Raw genomic sequence first — 16,785 nt, 5'->3', positions numbered from 1 at the left:
AGCCGGGGCCGCGTCCGTTCTCACGCTCCTCAGCGGGTGAAGACCGCCACCGTGCGGGCCGGCACCGTGAAGGTCCCCGAGCCCGCCTCGAACGAGGACGACCTGACCGTCTCGTCGGAGCCTTCGGCCTGGATCGGGTGCAGCCGGTAGTCGGCGCCCTCGGCCTCCCCCACCGTCTGCTGCTGCGTCGTCGGGGTGGCGTTGAAGACGACCACGAGGTCGCCGAGCGTCATGGTGATGACGCCGGGCGTCTCGTCCTTCCCCGACAGCGGGAACCCGAGCCGCTCCTGCACCTGCTCGGCGGTGCCGAGGTGGAACGACGGCTCTTCCGTACGGATCCGCAGCAGGTCCCGGTAAGCCGCCGAGGCCCCCTCGATCTCCGCGCACCCCGGCGTCGGCACCGAACCCAGCAGCGGCTTCGCGAACGGCCACTTGTCGGTGTTGTCCGCCGCTGGCGGCAGGCCGCGGCCGAAGCCGTTGCCGTCGGTGCAGTCCCAGTGGATGGCGTTGAACCAGTCCCCGGAGTCGTAGGAGTTGCGGTCCAGCGACTTCGAGCGCAGCAAGTCGGAGCCGGCCTGGGAGAGTGCCGGGCCCTGGGAGAGCGCGGCGGTCGCCATCGCGAGCACCTGCATCCGCGAGCGGCCGGCGGGGCTTGTCGAGGCGGGCAGCTTGAAGGTGAGCGCGTCGTAGAGCGACTCGTTGTCATGGGCGTCGGCGTAGGCGAGCGCGTCGCCGGGTCGCTCGGCATACCCGGCGGGCGAGCCGTTGTAGTCGACCTCCGAGCCCGACACCCGGTCACCATTGGTGTCCGTGAACGAGTAGTCGGCGAGGTTGCCGGACAGACCGACCTTGATCAGGTCCTGGTAGTGGAGCAGCCGCGCCCGCTGCTCGGCCTCGGTGCCGTTGGCCTTCGACGAGTTCGGGTCGGTGAAGAGACCGCTGGCGAAGCCTTGGACACCCGGGTCCTCGTCGAAGGGCCCACCGCCGCGTACGGCGTCTCGGGCGCGGTCGCTGAAGGTGGCGATACCGGTGCCGGCCATGTTCTCCTGCGTCGCCTGCACGAAGCGGCCGTCATCGGCGACCTCGCCGAAGCTCCACCCCTCGCCGTAGAGGATGATGCTCTTCCCGTCGACACCGTCCTTCGCGAGCGTGAGCGCGTCGAGGGCCTTCCGGGCCGCCAGGATGTTGGCCTTCGGGTGGTGGCCCATCAGGTCGAAGCGGAACCCGTCGACCTTGTAGTCACGGGCCCAGGTGACGACGGAGTCGACGACCAGCTTGCCCATCATCGCGTTCTCGGGCGCGGTGTTGGCGCAGCAGGTCGAGGTGGCCACCGACCCGTCCTCCATCAGGCGTTGGTAGTAGCCGGGCACGATCCGGTCGAGCACCGACGTCTTCGCCTGGCCGCTGCTGGTGGTGTGGTTGTAGACCACGTCCATCACCACCCGAAGGCCGTCCTCGTTGAGCGACTTGACCATCTCGCGGAACTCGACGGTGCGGTCGGTGCCGTCGGGATCGCTGGCGTAGGAGCCCTCCGGCACCGTGTAGTGGTAGGGGTCGTAGCCCCAGTTGTACGCATCCCCGGCTGCTGCCGCGGCGACGCACTCCTGCTGCTTCTCGCTGTCGGAGGTGTAGGAGGCCAGGTCGCAGTCGGGCGTGGCCTGATCGCTCCTCTTCTCCGGGATCGTGGCGATGTCGAAGACCGGCAGCAGGTGGACGTACGACGTGCCGGACTCGGCCAGCTTCCGCAGGTGCCTCGCCCCGTCGCTGTCCTCGTCGGCGAAGGCGAGGTAGCCGCCGGGATGCTCGCTGGTCTCGTCCTCGACGGAGAAGTCGCGGACGTGCAGCTCCTGGATCTGGGCGTCCTTCATGGCGACGGGTTCCGGCTTCTTCAGCGCCGACCAGCCCTTGGGAGCCAGCTTCCGATCATCGAGATCGACGACGAGGCTGCGCTCGGAGTCGGCGGTGAGCGCGACCGAGTAGGGGTCGGTCACCTTGTTGGTGACGACCTCCTGCACGCTGGGCGCCCAGACCTTCACGGCGTAGCGGTACTCCTGGCCGCGCCAGGCCGCGGCCGATCCGGTCGCCGACCAGACGCCGCTGGCGTCGTCGCGGCGCATCGGCACGGTCCGTTTGCCGAGCTCGAGGCGTACGTCCTGGGCGGTCGGCGCCCAGACCGACAGGGTGACCTTCGAGCCGTCGAAGACCGGTCCGAGCGCGGCCTTCGTGGCCTTGGCCGCGTAGAGGTCGTCGAGGATGCCCTGGGTCTGCACGCCGGTGCCCGTGACCAGGGCACCGTTGCCGATCCGCTGGGTGAGCACGACCTGGCCGCCGAGCGCCTCCCGGACCCGGTCGCGGTCGCGCCGGTCGACACGGAAGGCGGCGTAGTCCTTCAGGTGCGGGAACCTCTTGGTCTGCTCGTCGCTCAGGGACGCCTCCTCGAGCCGGAGCCAGCGGCCCTCCTCGCTGAGCGCACCGTCCTCGACGGCGATGCCTCCGTCGCGGTCGTAGACCAGCTGGGTCGAGAGCGCGGAGTCGCTGGCCGTGTCCTTCGGCAGCACCACGGTGTCCCGGTCGATCCACTGCGCCTGCGCCGCGGTCAGGTCGAGATCCGGCGCGGAACCGACCGACGGCAGCAGATAGCTCGTCCGGCCGGACTCGAGCCAGACCTCGTGGCCGTTGGTGGTCAGGTCGAGCGAGCGGTCGGTGGGGATGTCCTTCTCGTCGCCCTTGTGGACGATGTAGCTGAGCGAGGTGGCGCCTTCGACCAGTGGCACCTCGAAGGTGACGCCGTATGCATCCTCGCCGATCGGCTGCAGCGGCTTCGACCACTCGGTCGGCTGTGCGGCGCCGGCCCAGGTGTGCAGGCCCCAGCCGTCGTAGTCGCCGTCGGGGCGGTGCAGGTGGATGGTCGCCGTGGAGGTATCGGGCTCGGGGTAGACACCCTCGGGACGGGTGGTCTCCTGGCCGTCGGTGCCGGCCTCGACCCAGACCTCGCCGGTCTCGCCGAGGTCGATCGTCCGCTCGGCGCCGTCGGCGGTGCCGTCCTTCTCGATCGTGTAGCCCACCGAGGACGCACCTCCGGCGAGTCGCACCCAGGCGAAGGCGCCGTAGGCGTCGCGGCCGCTGAACGCTCCGCTCTGCTCGTCCGCCCGGAGCGTCCACCCGGTGTAGTCGCCGTCGGCGCGGCGGTAGTGCACGACGGCGTAGTCGCGGTCGACGGCGCTCGGCCGCTCCGGCGCCGGGGTCTCCCCCGACGTGGTCTCGGCGAGGTCGCTCGCGGTGCGGCCGTCCCGGTCGACGACGACGGCCTTGTAGCGCAGCGGGGTGCCGGCGGCGACGGTCGGCGGGAGGTACTGGGTGATCTTGTAGGGGGCGTGGTCGACGGAACCGAGCGTGCGCCACTTCCCGTTGCCGACCTGGGCCGCGACGACGACACGGGCGCCGTCGGTCGTCCCGGGGTCCGCGGTGAGGGTCACGGTGCCGGTGGCCCCGGCGTCGGGGGCGGTCAGCTCGACCGTGGGCTTCGCGCCGGCCTCGGGGAGCTCGTTCTCCGCCCGCAGCACGACGGAGGAGAGCGCCGGGACGGTCACCTCGATCTCGCCGCCGTCGGCGGCCACGGTCCCCTCGCCGCCGTAGATCGTGGAGAAGGCGGCCGACTCCACGGGGAGAGTGACCGTCTTCGCCGCCTCCGCGTTGTTGACCGCGACGACGTGCTCCCGGTCCTCGCCGGTGCGGGAGAAGGCGTAGACGGAGCCGTCGGCGTGGAGCTCCTGCTGGGCGCCGTCGGCCAGCGCGGGGTGGTCCTTGCGGAGCTTCGCCAGCGCGGCGATGGCCCGGTAGAGCGGGTGCTCGGTGTCGTACGCATCCTCGGCATGCGTCCGGTCGGTGCCGAGCTGGTCGTCGTCGCGGTAGTCGGCGACCTCGGAGCCGAAGAGCGTCTGACGGGCGTCCTTGTCGCCGCCGGCGCCGGTGTAGCCCTGCTCGTCGCCGTAGTAGACGACCGGGTTGCCGCGGGAGAGGAACATCAGCTCGTTGGCGAGCCGGGCGCGCTGGACGAGCTCGGCGTCGGTCGCGTCGGGGTGGTCGGCAGCCAGGAAGGTGCCGATCCGACCCATGTCGTGGTTGCCGAGGAAGGTGACCTGCTCGTAGGCGTTGGCCTTGTCCGTGGCGTACTTGTAGTCGTCGGCGAACACCCGGGCGAGCCGGTCGGCCGGGGCGCCCTGCGAGGCGTAGGCGCGGGCGGCGTCCTGGAACGGGAAGTCGAGGGTGGCGTCGAGACGGCCGCGGGTGACGTACGGCGAGGTGACGTCGGTGTCGGCGGAGAAGACCTCGCCGAACATGAAGAAGTCCTCGCGGCCGCGCTTCGCCGCGTAGGCGTCCAGGGCGGTCGCCCACTGGGTCCAGAACTCCATGTCGACGTGCTTGACGGTGTCGATGCGGAAGCCGTCGATGTCGAAGTCGCGCACCCAGCGCTGATAGATCTTCGTCATCCCCTCGACGACCTCGGGACGCTCGGTCCACAGGTCGTCGAGGCCGCTGAAGTCGCCGTAGGTCGTCGACTCGCCCTCCCAGGTCGAGTCACCGCGGTTGTGGTAGACCCGCGGGTCTTCGAGCCAGGACGGCACCAGATCGCCGGTGCTCTCCGGGGTGTAGGGGAAGGAGTCCTCGTCGACCTTCACCTCGTCCGCGCCGGGGGCGGCGTCGTCGAAGGGGCGGCCCTCGGCGTCGAGGTAGGGGAAGGCGCCCTTGGGGCGGTAGCCGTACTTCTTCTCGGCGTAGTCGACGTTGTCGGCGGTGTGGTTGGTGATGACGTCGAAGTAGACCTTCATGCCCTTGGCGTGCGCCGCGTCGATGAGGTTCGCGAGGTCGTCGTTGGTGCCGAAGTGGGGGTCGACCTGGGTGAAGTCGGTGATCCAGTAGCCGTGGTAGCCGGCCGAGGCGTCCTCCCCCGCGCCCTGGACGGGCCGGTTCTTGAAGATCGGCGCCATCCAGATCGCGGTGGTGCCGAGACCCTTGATGTAGTCGAGCCGCTCGGTCAGGCCCTTCAGGTCGCCGCCCTGGTAGAAGCCCTTGTCGGTCGGGTCGAAGCCGGTCCGTTCCCGCCCGCCGGTCAGGCCACCCCGGTCGTTGCCGGTCGCGCCGTTGGCGAACCGGTCGGGCAGCACGAAGTAGAACTGCTCCCGGGTCGCGTCGTGGCGGGCCGGCTCGGCGGCGAGCTTCGCGTCGGAGGGCGGCTTCGGCGCAGCGGCTACGGCCGTGCCTGCCGTCCCCGCCTGCAGCATCGTCGCGAGCAGGGTCGCAGCGACCGCGACGGCCGCCTTCCGGGGCACGCTGCGCGCGCCGCTTCGTCGATTCACCGTGAGGCCTCTCTGGGTCTGTGGGGGAGGTGAGGTGGGTCAGCAGTGATGGGTCAGCAGTCCGTCGCGCCGACGTGCAGCGCGACGGCGGTGTCGGGCCCGAGGGTGGCGGTGAGCTGGCCGGAGCCGTTCACGGTGACGGTGCTGCCGCTCTGCACGTCGCAGTAGGTGCCGGCGGGGAGCGACGTCTGGAAGGTGTGGGTCAGCGGGGAGGTCTCGTGGTTGATCGCGACGTACGCCTTGCTGCCGCGCCCGAACGCGATGGCGTCGGCGCCGTTGTCCCACCAGTCGGTGACGGCCTGGCCACGGGCGGCGTTGCGGAAGGCGACCATCGACTCGATCTCCGGCCAGGCGTGCTGGCACTTCCAGCCGTCCTGCCAGCAGGCGCTCACGGCGCCCGCGTTCGGCGGGCCGGCGTCCTTGTCGCTCCACTCGTAGCCGGAGTTGACGTCGGGCGAGCCGTAGGGCCAGGCCAGCATGAAGACGTTGGCCAGCGTGTAGCGCGCGCCGTCCTTGTAGCTGAGCGTGTCCCCGCCGCGCTCGGTGTCGTGGTTGTCGACGAACACCGCCGCGCCTCCGGAGGGCAGGTAGCCCCAGCCCTCGCCGTAGTTCTCCAGGTAGGCGAGGTTCTCGCTGTTGAAGACGCGCTTGAGATCGCGGGCGTAGCGGAACTCCTGGACGTCGCCGTTGCCGACGTACTCGCTGGGCGAGACGGCCTCGTTCTCCCCGTGGATCACCTCCTGCTTCCAGTAGGCGCCGGGGTCGCTCAGCCGGGACTTGATCGCGGCCAGGTCCGAGGCGGCCATGTGCTTGGCGGCGTCGATGCGGAACCCGTCGACGCCGAGCGAGAGCAGGTCGTTCAGGTAGCCGGCGATGGTGTCGCGTACGTAGTCCTCGCCGGTGTCGAGGTCGGCGAGGCCGACGAGCTCGCACTCCTGGACGTTCGTCCGGTCCTGGTAGTTCGTGATCTCCGCGGTGCAGCTGTCGAGGTCGGCGGAGGAGTAGAGCCCCGGGTAGTCGTACTTGCTGTAGGAGGATCCGCCGGTGCCGGAGCCGGAGCCCGCAGACATGTGGTTGATGACCGAGTCAGCCACGACCTTCACACCGGCGGCGTGGCAGGTGTCGACCATGTTCTCGAAGGCGGCGCGGTCACCGAGGCGTCCTGCGATCCGGTAGCTGACGGGCTGGTAGGAGGTCCACCACTGGCTGCCCTGGATGTGCTCCTGGGGCGGGGAGACCTGGACGTAGCCGTAGCCGGCGGGGCCGAGCCGCCGGGTGCACTCCCTGGCGACGGAGTCGAAGCTCCATTCGAACATCACCGCGGTGACGTCCTTCTCCCCCGGCGGCGCAGCCGCGGCCTGCTGTGGGGCCGGGGCCGGGATGGTGAGCGCGGCGACGGCGCCTGCCGAGAGGGCAAGTGCGGCAGCCATGGCCTTTCCCGAGACGAGCTTCAGCGCCATGGTTCCTCCCAAGAACGAATGAATCTTGCTGCAAGATCTTGCAGGGAGACCGTAGAGTGATCGCCGTCACACGTCAAGCCGTTGGCTCTCGCTACTGCAAGAGCTTGCGCAAAATTTCAGCGCATCAGGAGGAGGTGAGCACCAGCCCGCTCGTGGGTACGCCGGTGCCGGCCGTGACGAGCACGTGAGCCGCGTCCTCGACCTGGTTCACCGAGGAGCCGCGCACCTGGCGCACGCCCTCGGCGATGCCGTTCATACCGTGCAGGTACGCCTCGCCGAGCTGTCCGCCATGGGTGTTGACCGGAAGTCGGCCGCCGAGCTCGATGGCCCCGTCGCGTACGAACTCCTTCGCCTCTCCCCTGCCGCAGAAACCGAGCTCCTCGAGCTGCATGAGGACGTAAGGGGTGAAGTGGTCGTAGAGGACGGCGGTGTCGATGTCGGGCGGGGCCAGACCTGACTGGCGCCACAGGTCGCGGGCGACCACGCCCATCTCGGGGATGCCGATCTCGTCGCGGTAGTAGGAGGTCATCACGTACTGGTCGGCGGCGCTGCCCTGGGCCGCCGCGGCGATGCGGACCGGAGGGTTGGGCAGGTCGCGGGCGCGCTCGGGGCTGGTCACGACGATCGCCACGGCGCCGTCGGACTCCTGGCAGCAGTCGAGCAGGTGCAGCGGGTCGGCGATCATCCGGGAGGCCTGGTGGTCCTCGAGGGTGATCGGCTTCCCGTAGAAGAAGGCGGCTGGGTTGGTCGCCGCGTGACGCCGGTCGGCGACCGCCACCGCACCGAAGTCCTCGCTGGTCACGCCGTAGTCGTGCATGTAGCGGCGCGCCTGCATGGCGACCGTGGCGGCCGGTGTCGAGAGACCGAGCGGGTAGGTCCAGGAGTTGTCGATGCCGTTGGTGTTGACCTGCTGGGCGGCCCAGGACTGGACCTGCCCGAACCGCTGGCCCGAGCGCTCGTTGAAGCCGCGGTAGGCGACGACGACGTCGGCGACGCCGGTCGCGACCGCCATCGCGGCCTGCTGGATCGTCGCGCAGGCGGCACCGCCGCCGTAGTTGATCCGCGAGAAGAACCGCAGGTCACCGAGGCCGAGCTCGCGGGCGAGCGCGATCTCGGAGCTGGTGTCCATCGTGAAGGTGGTCAGCCCGTCGACGTCCTGCGGTCTCAGACCGGCGTCGGCGAGTGCAGCTCTGGTCGCCTCCACGCTGAGCTGGAGCTCGGAGCGCCCTGACTCCTTGGAGAACTCGGTCGCGCCGATGCCGACGATCGCGGCCTTTCCGCTCAGGCTCATGCCGCCACCCTCACGGTCCCGGTCACGTGCGCCCCGAGGGAGACGGAGCCGGTGACGGCGATGGTGGCGACGCCGTCCTCGACCTCGGTGACCTCGCCGGAGAACGAGAGCGTGTCGTAAGGGTAGGCCGGCGCGCCCAGCCGGATGGAGATGCCCCTGATCTGGACGTCGGTGCCGGCCCAGTCGGTGACGTAGCGCTCGCAGAGCGCCGTCGAGGTCAGGATGTTCATGAAGATGTCCTTCGAGCCGGCCGCCTGGGCCCGGTCGCGGTCGTGGTGCACGTCTTGGAAGTCTCGCGTCGCCAGCGCGGTCGAGACCACCAGCGTCGGGGTGATCGGGAGCTCCCAGCCAGGGAGCTTCTCTCCGGTCTGCAACTTCACGGCCTCCTCCAGATCGGGAGCGTCAGCTCCTCGTCGCGATGTCCTGAGCCTGTTGGAGGGATCACGTTCCAGTCCACGACCAGCCGTTCGCCGATCCTCAGGCCGTCCTCGCCCTCGGGTGGCACGCCCGTCACCTCCGCCACCATCCGTACGCCCTCGGGCAGGTCCAGCAGGGCGATGACCAGCGGCAGCTCCTTGCCGGGCAGCTTCGGGGCGTGCACGACGGTGTAGGAGTAGACGGTGCCCTCGCCGCGCGCGACGACGTGCCCGCGGTCGTAGGCGTCGCAGGCCGGGCACGCCGGACCCGGCGGGTGCCGCAGCGTGCCGCAGGCGTTGCAGCTCTGGATCCGCAGCTCCCGCTTGGCGGTGCCCTCGAAGAAGTACGCGTTGTCCCGGCCGATCACCGGCCGCACCGGGCCGCTCATGCAGTGTCCTTTCCGGAAGTCTTGGGGATGAACTTCAGGACGCGGAAGAGCATCGTGGCGACCCGCTCGTCCCCGACGTACCAGGTGCTCCTGGAGGTCACGAAGTAGCCGACGCCCATCCCGGTGCTCTTCGGGCCGACCACCGAGTCGAGCGCGGTGGTGATCCGCACCTGCTCGCCGACGCGGAGGTAGCGGTCGTAGGACTGCTCGGAGTTGGTGCCGAGGACGCCGTTGAAGCCGGCGTCGGTGAGCACGTTCATCATCGCGTGCAGGGGGTCGCGGTACCCCTCGGTGGTCGAGCTTGTCGAGACCCCGCCCTGGCCGTACATCGTCCAGACCTGGGCCATCGAGGGTGGCGCCTCGCCCTGGTGGAACCGCTGGGACTCCAGACCCATCGCCTCGAGCCAGTTGTTGATCGTGGGCTGGTTGACCAGGTCGCGGGCCTCGCGCTCGGCGGCCTCGCCCCACCCCCCGATCTCCTCGGCGGCGGCCATGATCTTCTCGTGGATCGCGCTGACCACGAGCCCACCGGTGGTCGAGCCTGTCGAGACCCCCATCGTCTGCTTCGGGTCGCTCATCGCGGCACCCTCGGCATTCCGAGGCCGAACATCGCGATCAGCTCGCGCTGGACCTCCTGGACGCCGCCACCGAAGGTGAGCACCGTGTTGCGCTTCGCCTGGGCGTCGAGATAGTCGAGCAGGCTCTTGGTGACCGGATCGCCCGGATCCCCGTGTCGGTGGACCAGCGTGATCAGGTCGGCGAGCAGGTGCTGGACCTGGTCGGCGGCGAAGACCTTCGAGGACGACGCGTCGGCGACCTCGATCTCGCCCGCCTCGCCCGCCTTGGCGACCGCCCAGTTGAGCAGCTCGTTGACCCGGAAGACCGCGGTGGTCTCCCCGATCAGGGCACGTACGTCGGGGTTGTCGGTCACGCCCTGCGACTGCGCCCAGCGGAGGACGCGGTCACGCAGACCCTCGATCCGGCCGGCCGGGCCGAGCATGACGCGCTCGTGGTTGAGCTGGGTGGTGATCAGCTTCCAGCCCTGGTTCTCCTCGCCGACCAGCATGTCGGCCGGGACGCGGACGTCGTTGAAATAGGTCGCGTTGACGTGGTGGGATCCGTCGGCGGTGATGATCGGCGTCCAGGAGAAACCCGGGTCGGAGGTGTCGACGATCAGGATCGAGATGCCCTTGTGCTTGGGCGCGTCCGGGTCGGTGCGCACCGCCAGCCAGATGTAGTCGGCGGCGTGGCCGCCGGTGGTCCACAGCTTCTGACCGTTGACGACGTAGTGGTCGCCGTCCCGCCTCGCGGTCGTGCGGAGGCTCGCCAGATCCGTGCCGGCCTCGGGCTCGGAGTAGCCGATCGCGAAGTGCACCTCACCGGCGAGGATCCGGTTGAGGAACATCTCCTTCTGCATCGAGGTGCCGTAGCGGATCAGCGTCGGACCGACCGTCTGCAGCGTCACTGCGGGCAGGTGCACGTCGGCGTACTGGGCCTCGTTGGCGAAGATCGTCTGCTCGACCTCACCGAGGCCGTGGCCGCCGTACTCCTTCGGCCACCCGACGCCCATCCAGCCGTCGTCGCCGAGCTGCTTGATGAGCTTCTGGTAGGTCGGTCCGTGCCGGTCCCAGGAGCCCTCGGGGCCGGGGTCGGCCGGCTCCTCGTCGTGGGAGAGGTTCGTGAAGTAGGCCCTGACCTCGGCCTTCAGCGCGCGCTGCGCCTCGGTGAGCTCTCGGTTCTTGGCCTCGGGCGCCTCGACGGGCACCGCCTCGGCCGGGGTGTCGGCGAGGTGGGCGATGTCGGTGCCCCAGGTGGTGAAGCCGAGCAGCGGGTAGGTGATGTCGACGCCCATGCCGCCGTGGAGGTGGTGGCAGGTGCGGAACGCCTGCGGCGCGACCTGGCTGGCCCAGTAGGCGGCGACCTTCAGGTCTACGGCGGCGTCCCGACCCTCGGCGATGGCGGCGACCGCGTTGTCGGCGGCCAGGTCGAGCGTGCGGGAGGTGACGTAGACGTCGGCCATCTGCAGCGCCACCGCCTGGAACTCCGCGAGCGCCCTGCCGAACTGGCGCCTGTTGGAGACGTACGCCGCGGTCAGGTCGCGCGCTCCGGCGAGCACGCCCGCGGCGGTCACGGCCAGCCCGGCGGTCGCGCGCGCGGTCAGGGTCTTGAAGGCCCCCTCGGTCAGCGGCTCGGCCGGCGCATTCTCGAGCACCACGGTGTGCTGCGGCACCTCGCCGGAGACGCTCGACGCGTTGAGCGTGACACCCGGGCCGTGCGGGTCGACGAGGACGACCACCGGCTGCTGGGAGTCGGTGTCGGTCGCGGTGACCAGCAGATGCGTGCTCTCAGCTGCGTACGTCACGGCGGTCTTGCGGCCACTGACGGTGCCGTCGCGGAAAGTCGCTGCCGGCGCCTCGGGGCGACCCGGCTCGAGCCAGGCCGGGGTCAGCAGCGTCTCGCCGCTCGCCACGCCCGGGAGGATCGCGCTCTGCTGCTCGGGCGTCCCGTGCTGCGCCAGGGTCAGAGCCCCGACCGCGAGCGTCTCCCACACCGGCACACGGACCGCATGTCGCCCCGCCTCGCGCAGCAGGACGGCGATCTCGGCCAGCCCGAGGCCCTCTCCCCCGTGCGCCTCCGGCACCGGCAGCGAGGTCAGCCCTGCGCCCGCCCAGGCGGACCAGTCACCCCGGTCCGATTCCCGCGCGAGCACGTCCCGGACAACAGCGAGCACAGCTCCAAGTTCGTCATCCACCATGCCAGAACTGTAACGCGTTCTAGTTTCGAGAACCACGTCGAGTGGTCGAAAATCGAGCGCGAGAGGTCACTTTCTGGGCGAGTTCGCTCAGAAAGTGACCTCTCGACGTCAAAGATCGACGTCTCGGCGCCGATCTCTGACCTCTCGCGGGCTATCTGGGGAGGCCGAGGATCCGTTCGGCGGCTACGTTGCGGAGCACCTGGGTGGTGCCGCCGGCGATCGAGAGGCAGCGGGTGAGCTGCGACTCGTGGAGGTCCTCACGCACCTGCGGGTCGTCGGTGAGTGCCAGCGCTCCGAGGAGGTCGACGACGAGCTCGGAGGCGTCCTGGCGGTTGCGCACGGTCAGGAGCTTGGCCACCGACGACTCGGCGCCCGGGCCGCGACCGGCGAGCGCCTTGAGGGTGGAGCGTACGCCGAGGAGCGAGCAGACCGTGGAGAGCGCGACCGCGTGGCCGACGCGGGCGAGGTCGGCCTCGCTGCGACCCCCGACCAGCGAGACCGCACGCTCGACGCTGCCGCCGAGGTTGGTCGAGGCCATCGCGACGCGCTCGTTGGCCAGGGTCGTCCGAGCGAGCCGCCAGCCACCGTCGACCTCGCCGACGACGAGCTCGTCGGGCACGAAGACGCCGTCGAGGAAGACCTCGTTGAAGAGTGCGTCACCGGTCAGCTCACGCAGTGGACGGACGTCGATCCCCTCGCTGCGCATGTCCACGAGGAAGTAGCTGATGCCCTTGTGCTTGGCCACGTCGGGGTTGGTACGCGCCAGGCAGATCGCCCAGTCGGCCTCGGCAGCGAGCGAGGTCCAGACCTTCTGTCCGGTCAGCCGCCAACCGCCGTCCACCCGCTCGGCGCGGGTCGCGAGCGAGGCCAGATCGGAGCCGGCGCCGGGCTCGCTGAAGAGCTGGCACCACACGATCTCCCCGCGCAGCGACGGCTCCACGAACCTCTCCCGCTGGGCGTCGGTACCGTGCTTCAGGATCGTCGGCACCGCCCACCCGGCGATCTTGATGTCCGGCCGCGTGATGCCGGCCGCGGCGAGCTCCTCGTCGATGACGAGCTGCTCGACAGGACCCGCACCGAGGCCGTACGGAGCAGGCCAGTGCGGCGCCAGCAGCGCCGTGTCGACCAGCGCGTCCCGGCGTTCGGGCTCCGGCCGCGCGGCGACGGCAGCGACCGCCTCGCGCACCCGAGGACGTACCTCCTCGTCCTTGCCGTCCAGGCCGACCCGCACCGAGCGGCGCACGCCGTCGACCGCGAGCCTCGACAGCGCGGCCGCGTGGGCGTCACCGCTGTCGAGCAGGCTGCGGAGCGCGACGGCACGGCGCAGGTAGAGATGAGCGTCGTGCTCGAAGGTGAAGCCGATGCCGCCGAGCACCTGGATGCAGTCCTGGGCCGCCCGGACCGCACCGTCGAGCGCGGTGGCCCCGGCGACCTCGGCAGCGAAGGACCACTGGTCGGAGTCGTCGGCGGCGGCCGACGCGGCGTCCCAGGCGGTCGCCGCCACCGCCTCGGCCGTCTCGAGCATCTGCGCGCACAGGTGCTTGATCGCCTGGAACGAACCGATCGGAGCGCCGAACTGCTCGCGCACCTTGGCGTACTCGACCGCCGTCGTCAGGCACCACTGCGCGATCCCCGAGGCCTCGGCGGCCGCGAGCGTGAGGGCCGTACGCCGCACCGCAGTGCCGCTCAGCCCCGGAACCTCGACCGCCGTGCCGGCGTCCACGTCGACCTGCACCTCGGCGACCCGCCGGGTCAGGTCGGGCCCGGCCTGAGGGCGTACGTCTGCATGCTCTGCGGCGAGGAGGAACCATCGCTCCTCGCCCTCGGCACCGCGCGCGCCGAGCAGCAACTGGGCCGCCCCGCCCCCGTCGTAGGCGACCCGGACGGTCCCCCGGAGGCGGTCACCCACCTCGAGGACAGGGTCGAGCCCGATCCCGCAGCCACCGGCGGCGATCGTCTCGACGAGGTCGCCGAGCCCGCTCGCACCCGCGTGGTAGGCAGCGACGGCGCTGCCGAGAAGCGGGCCGGGGAGCAGCTCGTGGGCGCAGGCCTCCAGCGCGACCGCGGCATCGAGCAGGGTCCCGCCGCCTCCGGCCGGTTCGGGCGCGGCGATGGCGGCGACGCCGTACTCCTCGACACCGCGCCACACCTCCTCGAAGGCGGCGGATGCGTCGCCCTCGGCCGCCCGCGCGAGGGCGATCCCACCCAGGCCCTTCGCCCAGTCACGCAGGCTCTCGCTGAGGGCTTGGTGTTCGTCGGTGATGCCGATCGGCACAGGGACCTCCAATGTTTCCGGAGCCTTCGGTGGAATACACCCTGATGTAGAACGTGTTACAAGTCTAGACTCACGGCAGAACGTGTTTCACTCTCGGGCGCCGATGCGGTTAGCCTGATATCCACAGATCGAGATCCGGTCATAGTCCTAGGGGGACAACCAGTGACGTCCGTCAGCACGGAGCCACGCGACACCGATGGCCCCACCCCGGCCACCCCGCCCACCGGCGGGTCCGCGGCCCAGCGAGAGCGCCGTCGGCGCATCCTCGACGCCACCATCGCGCTCGCCGCCGAGGGTGGTTTCGACGCCGTGCAGATGCGCGCCGTCGCCGAGCACGCCGAGGTCGCGCTCGGCACTCTCTACCGCTACTTCCCCTCGAAGATCCACCTGCTGGTCTCCGCGCTGGCGCGCGAGTTCACCAAGGACGTCGAGCGCTCCGCCGTCCGCGCCACGCCGGGCGACACCGCCCACGAGCGGATCATGTACGTCCTCAACCGCCGCACCCGCGCCCTGCAGAAGCAGCCGAAGCTGACCGAGGCCCTGGTGCGCGCGTTCATGTTCGCCGACCAGTCGGTGACCGGCGAGATCCACGAGGTCGGCACCAGCCTGACCACCGTCATCGCCCGCGCCATGCACGGCACCCCGACCCTCGGAGAGGTCACCGAGGAGGAGGCCGCGATCATCCGGATCATCTCCGACGTCTGGCTCTCCGCGCTGATCTCCTGGGTCACCGGCCGGATGGACGCCGAGGACGTCGAGAAGTCCATCGACGTAGCCGTACGCCTGCTGCTGCGCTGACGCGGTCCGCTCACCGAGACGTCAATTCCGTCGATCGAGACGTCACCTACGTCGATCGAGACGGCACGTCGACGCCAACTCGACCGGCGGAAGTGGCGTCTCGGCCGACGTACCTGCCTGTTCGATCGACAGAGCTGACGTCTCGGCCGGCAGGGATGACGCCTCGGCGAGAAGGGGGTCAGCCGCCGTACGCGTGGGTGGCGGTGGCGCCGCCGTCGATGGCGATCTCGGCGCCGGTGACGTAGCCGGACTCGTCGGAGGCGAGGTAGACGTAGAGGGGGGCGATGTCCTCGGGGTGGCCGACGCGCTTGAGGGCGACCTTGCCGGCGCCGAACTCCATGGCGGCGTCGTCCGCGCCGACGCCGCGGGTCATGGGGGTGTCGATCATGCCGGGATGTACGGAGTTGACCCGGATGCCGCTGGGGCCGAGCTCGAGAGCGGCCGCCTTGGTCATGCCGCGGATGGCGAACTTGGTGGAGGTGTAGCCGGCGACGAACGCCATCCCGGCGAGGCCCTCGATGGAGGAGGCGTTGATGATCGAGCCGCCGCCGTTCTCCTTCATCGTCGAGATCACCGAGCGCATCCCGAGGAAGCAGCCGAGGGTGTTGACCCGCCACAGCAGCTCGAACTCCTCGACCGGCTGGGTCAGGATCTCGCCGAAGCGGAGGATCCCGGCGTTGTTGGCGAGGACGCTGACCGGACCGTACGCAGCGGTGGTCTCGGCCACCAGCGACGTCCAGGACTCCTCCGAGCTCACGTCGTGGTGGACGAAGAGCGCCGACTCCCCCAGCGAGTCCGCGAGCAGCTTGCCGGGCTCGTCGGCCACGTCGGCGATGACCACCTTCGCGCCCTCGGCGACGAAGGCGCGCGCGATCGCGGCTCCCTGCCCCTGCGCGCCACCGGTGACGATCGCGATCTTGCCCTCGAGACGTGCCATGACTGCTCCTTAGTCCTTCAGCTTCAGCTGCATGATCGAGTCGGCCGAGAACCCGGCCGAGGGGTCACGGTCGGCGAACCAGCCGCCGACCTGCTTGTCGAGGGAGTCGAGGTCCCAGGCGGCGTTGTCGAACCGCTCGGCCACGGTCGGCGGCGCGAGCACGGCGATCATCCCGCCGTAGACGACGAAGACCTGGCCGGTGATCGCGGCGGCGGCCGGCGAGGCGAGGTAGGTGACCAGCGGCGCGACGTGCTCGGGGCCGTAGGAGTCACCGGACAGCACACCCTCGGTCATCGCGGTCGCCGCCCGCGGGCAGATCGCGTTGGCGCGTACGCCGGAGCGGCCCATCGAGCGGGCGGTCGACATGGTCAGAGCGGTGATGCCGGCCTTGGCGGCGCCGTAGTTGGCCTGTCCGGGAGGCCCGGAGAGGAACGCCTCCGAGGAGGTGTTGACGACCGCGGCGTCCACGGGCGCCCCGGCGGACTTCGCGACCGAGCGCCAGTGGGCCGAGGCGTTGCGGGTGAGCAGGAAGTGGCCTCGCAGGTGGACGCGTACGACGAGGTCGAACTCCTCGTCGGACATGTTGAAGAGCATCTTGTCGCGGGTGATGCCGGCGTTGTTGACCACGATGTCGAGACCACCGAGGTCGTCGACGGCGGCGGCCATCATCGCGTCGGCGGTGGCCCGCTCACCGACGTCGCCGGCGGCGATCACCGCCTCGCCACCGAAGCCGCGGATCTCCTCGGCGGTCTCCTCGGCCGCGCCGGGCAGGTCGTTGAGCACGAGCCGCGCGCCCGCCCGGGCCAGGGCGACGGCCTCGGCCCGGCCGAGACCGGCTCCGGCACCGGTGACGATCGCGATCTTATCGGTCAGATCAACACTCACGTGGGGCTACTCCTCGATCCTCAGGGCCGCCTTGGGGCAGCCGGCAACGGCCTGCTCGACGCGGTCGCGGTTCTCCGGGGTCACGGTCGGGTCCGCGATCTGCAGGAAGTCGTCGTCGTCGATCTCGAACACGTCGGGAGCGAACGCCTCACACATCCCGTTCGACTCGCACAGGTCGAAGTCCGCGATCACCTTTGCCATGTCCGTCATCTCCTCGTTGTC

At 70.4% G+C, this 16,785-nt stretch carries 12 protein-coding genes; 1 reads left to right on the top strand and 11 read right to left on the bottom strand.

Going from position 1 to position 16,785, the window contains the following annotated elements:
- Window positions 1–29 precede the first annotated feature (29 nt).
- The 8 genes from pulA to IEY81_RS01400 all read right to left on the bottom strand — a co-directional run bounded on the left by pulA (window position 30) and on the right by IEY81_RS01400 (window position 13,943).
- Window positions 30–5,357 (bottom strand): pullulanase-type alpha-1,6-glucosidase, encoded by a 5,328-nt coding sequence (gene pulA / locus IEY81_RS01435; protein WP_229787167.1) that lies wholly within the window; start codon window positions 5,355–5,357, stop codon window positions 30–32.
- 53 nt (window positions 5,358–5,410) lie between these two features.
- Window positions 5,411–6,817, bottom strand: coding sequence for an alpha-amylase (locus IEY81_RS01430; RefSeq protein ID WP_229787165.1), 1,407 nt, complete (start codon window positions 6,815–6,817; stop codon window positions 5,411–5,413).
- 124 nt (window positions 6,818–6,941) lie between these two features.
- A complete protein-coding gene (locus IEY81_RS01425) occupies window positions 6,942–8,108 on the bottom strand; it encodes a lipid-transfer protein (RefSeq protein WP_189116651.1) in 1,167 nt (388 codons plus the stop codon).
- Entirely contained in the window at window positions 8,105–8,488 is a 384-nt protein-coding gene (locus IEY81_RS01420; protein WP_271188403.1) for a MaoC family dehydratase, read from the bottom strand. Before IEY81_RS01420 ends, IEY81_RS01425 begins: the two co-directional genes overlap by 4 nt.
- A complete protein-coding gene (locus IEY81_RS01415; protein WP_229787163.1) occupies window positions 8,485–8,913 on the bottom strand; it encodes a Zn-ribbon domain-containing OB-fold protein in 429 nt (142 codons plus the stop codon). Before IEY81_RS01415 ends, IEY81_RS01420 begins: the two co-directional genes overlap by 4 nt.
- Entirely contained in the window at window positions 8,910–9,491 is a 582-nt protein-coding gene (locus IEY81_RS01410) for an FAS1-like dehydratase domain-containing protein (RefSeq protein WP_229787161.1), read from the bottom strand. Before IEY81_RS01410 ends, IEY81_RS01415 begins: the two co-directional genes overlap by 4 nt.
- On the bottom strand, window positions 9,488–11,668 hold the full coding sequence (locus IEY81_RS01405) for an acyl-CoA dehydrogenase family protein (RefSeq protein ID WP_189116650.1): 2,181 nt from the start codon (window positions 11,666–11,668) through the stop codon (window positions 9,488–9,490). Before IEY81_RS01405 ends, IEY81_RS01410 begins: the two co-directional genes overlap by 4 nt.
- 151 nt (window positions 11,669–11,819) lie before the next feature.
- Entirely contained in the window at window positions 11,820–13,943 is a 2,124-nt protein-coding gene (locus IEY81_RS01400) for an acyl-CoA dehydrogenase family protein (RefSeq protein WP_189116649.1), read from the bottom strand.
- Between the two features lie 162 nt (window positions 13,944–14,105).
- Here IEY81_RS01400 and IEY81_RS01395 point away from each other — a divergent pair, with 162 nt between their 5' ends.
- Window positions 14,106–14,741 carry a TetR family transcriptional regulator gene (locus IEY81_RS01395; RefSeq protein ID WP_189116648.1) on the top strand — a complete coding sequence of 212 codons (636 nt, stop codon included), beginning with the start codon at window positions 14,106–14,108 and terminating at the stop codon, window positions 14,739–14,741.
- 178 nt (window positions 14,742–14,919) lie between these two features.
- On the opposite strand, the gene IEY81_RS01390 is transcribed toward IEY81_RS01395, so the two are convergent.
- The 3 genes from IEY81_RS01390 to IEY81_RS01380 are packed head-to-tail and all read right to left on the bottom strand — an operon-like array spanning window position 14,920 to window position 16,764.
- Complete coding sequence (locus IEY81_RS01390; protein WP_189116647.1) at window positions 14,920–15,678, bottom strand: glucose 1-dehydrogenase; 759 nt, start codon at window positions 15,676–15,678, stop codon at window positions 14,920–14,922.
- 9 nt (window positions 15,679–15,687) lie between these two features.
- Window positions 15,688–16,563: an SDR family oxidoreductase gene (locus IEY81_RS01385; protein ID WP_189116646.1), complete on the bottom strand. Its 876-nt coding sequence runs from the start codon at window positions 16,561–16,563 to the stop codon at window positions 15,688–15,690.
- A 6-nt stretch (window positions 16,564–16,569) separates the two neighbouring features.
- Window positions 16,570–16,764, bottom strand: a complete 195-nt coding sequence (locus IEY81_RS01380; RefSeq protein WP_189116645.1) for a ferredoxin — start codon at window positions 16,762–16,764, stop codon at window positions 16,570–16,572.
- Window positions 16,765–16,785: the final 21 nt, after the last annotated feature.

It is taken from the genome of Nocardioides luteus (assembly GCF_014648595.1).
In the GTDB taxonomy this organism is placed as follows: domain Bacteria; phylum Actinomycetota; class Actinomycetes; order Propionibacteriales; family Nocardioidaceae; genus Nocardioides; species Nocardioides luteus.
The sequence above is the reverse complement of the archived record's forward strand: the minus strand, read 5'-3'. Positions and strand labels throughout refer to the sequence as shown.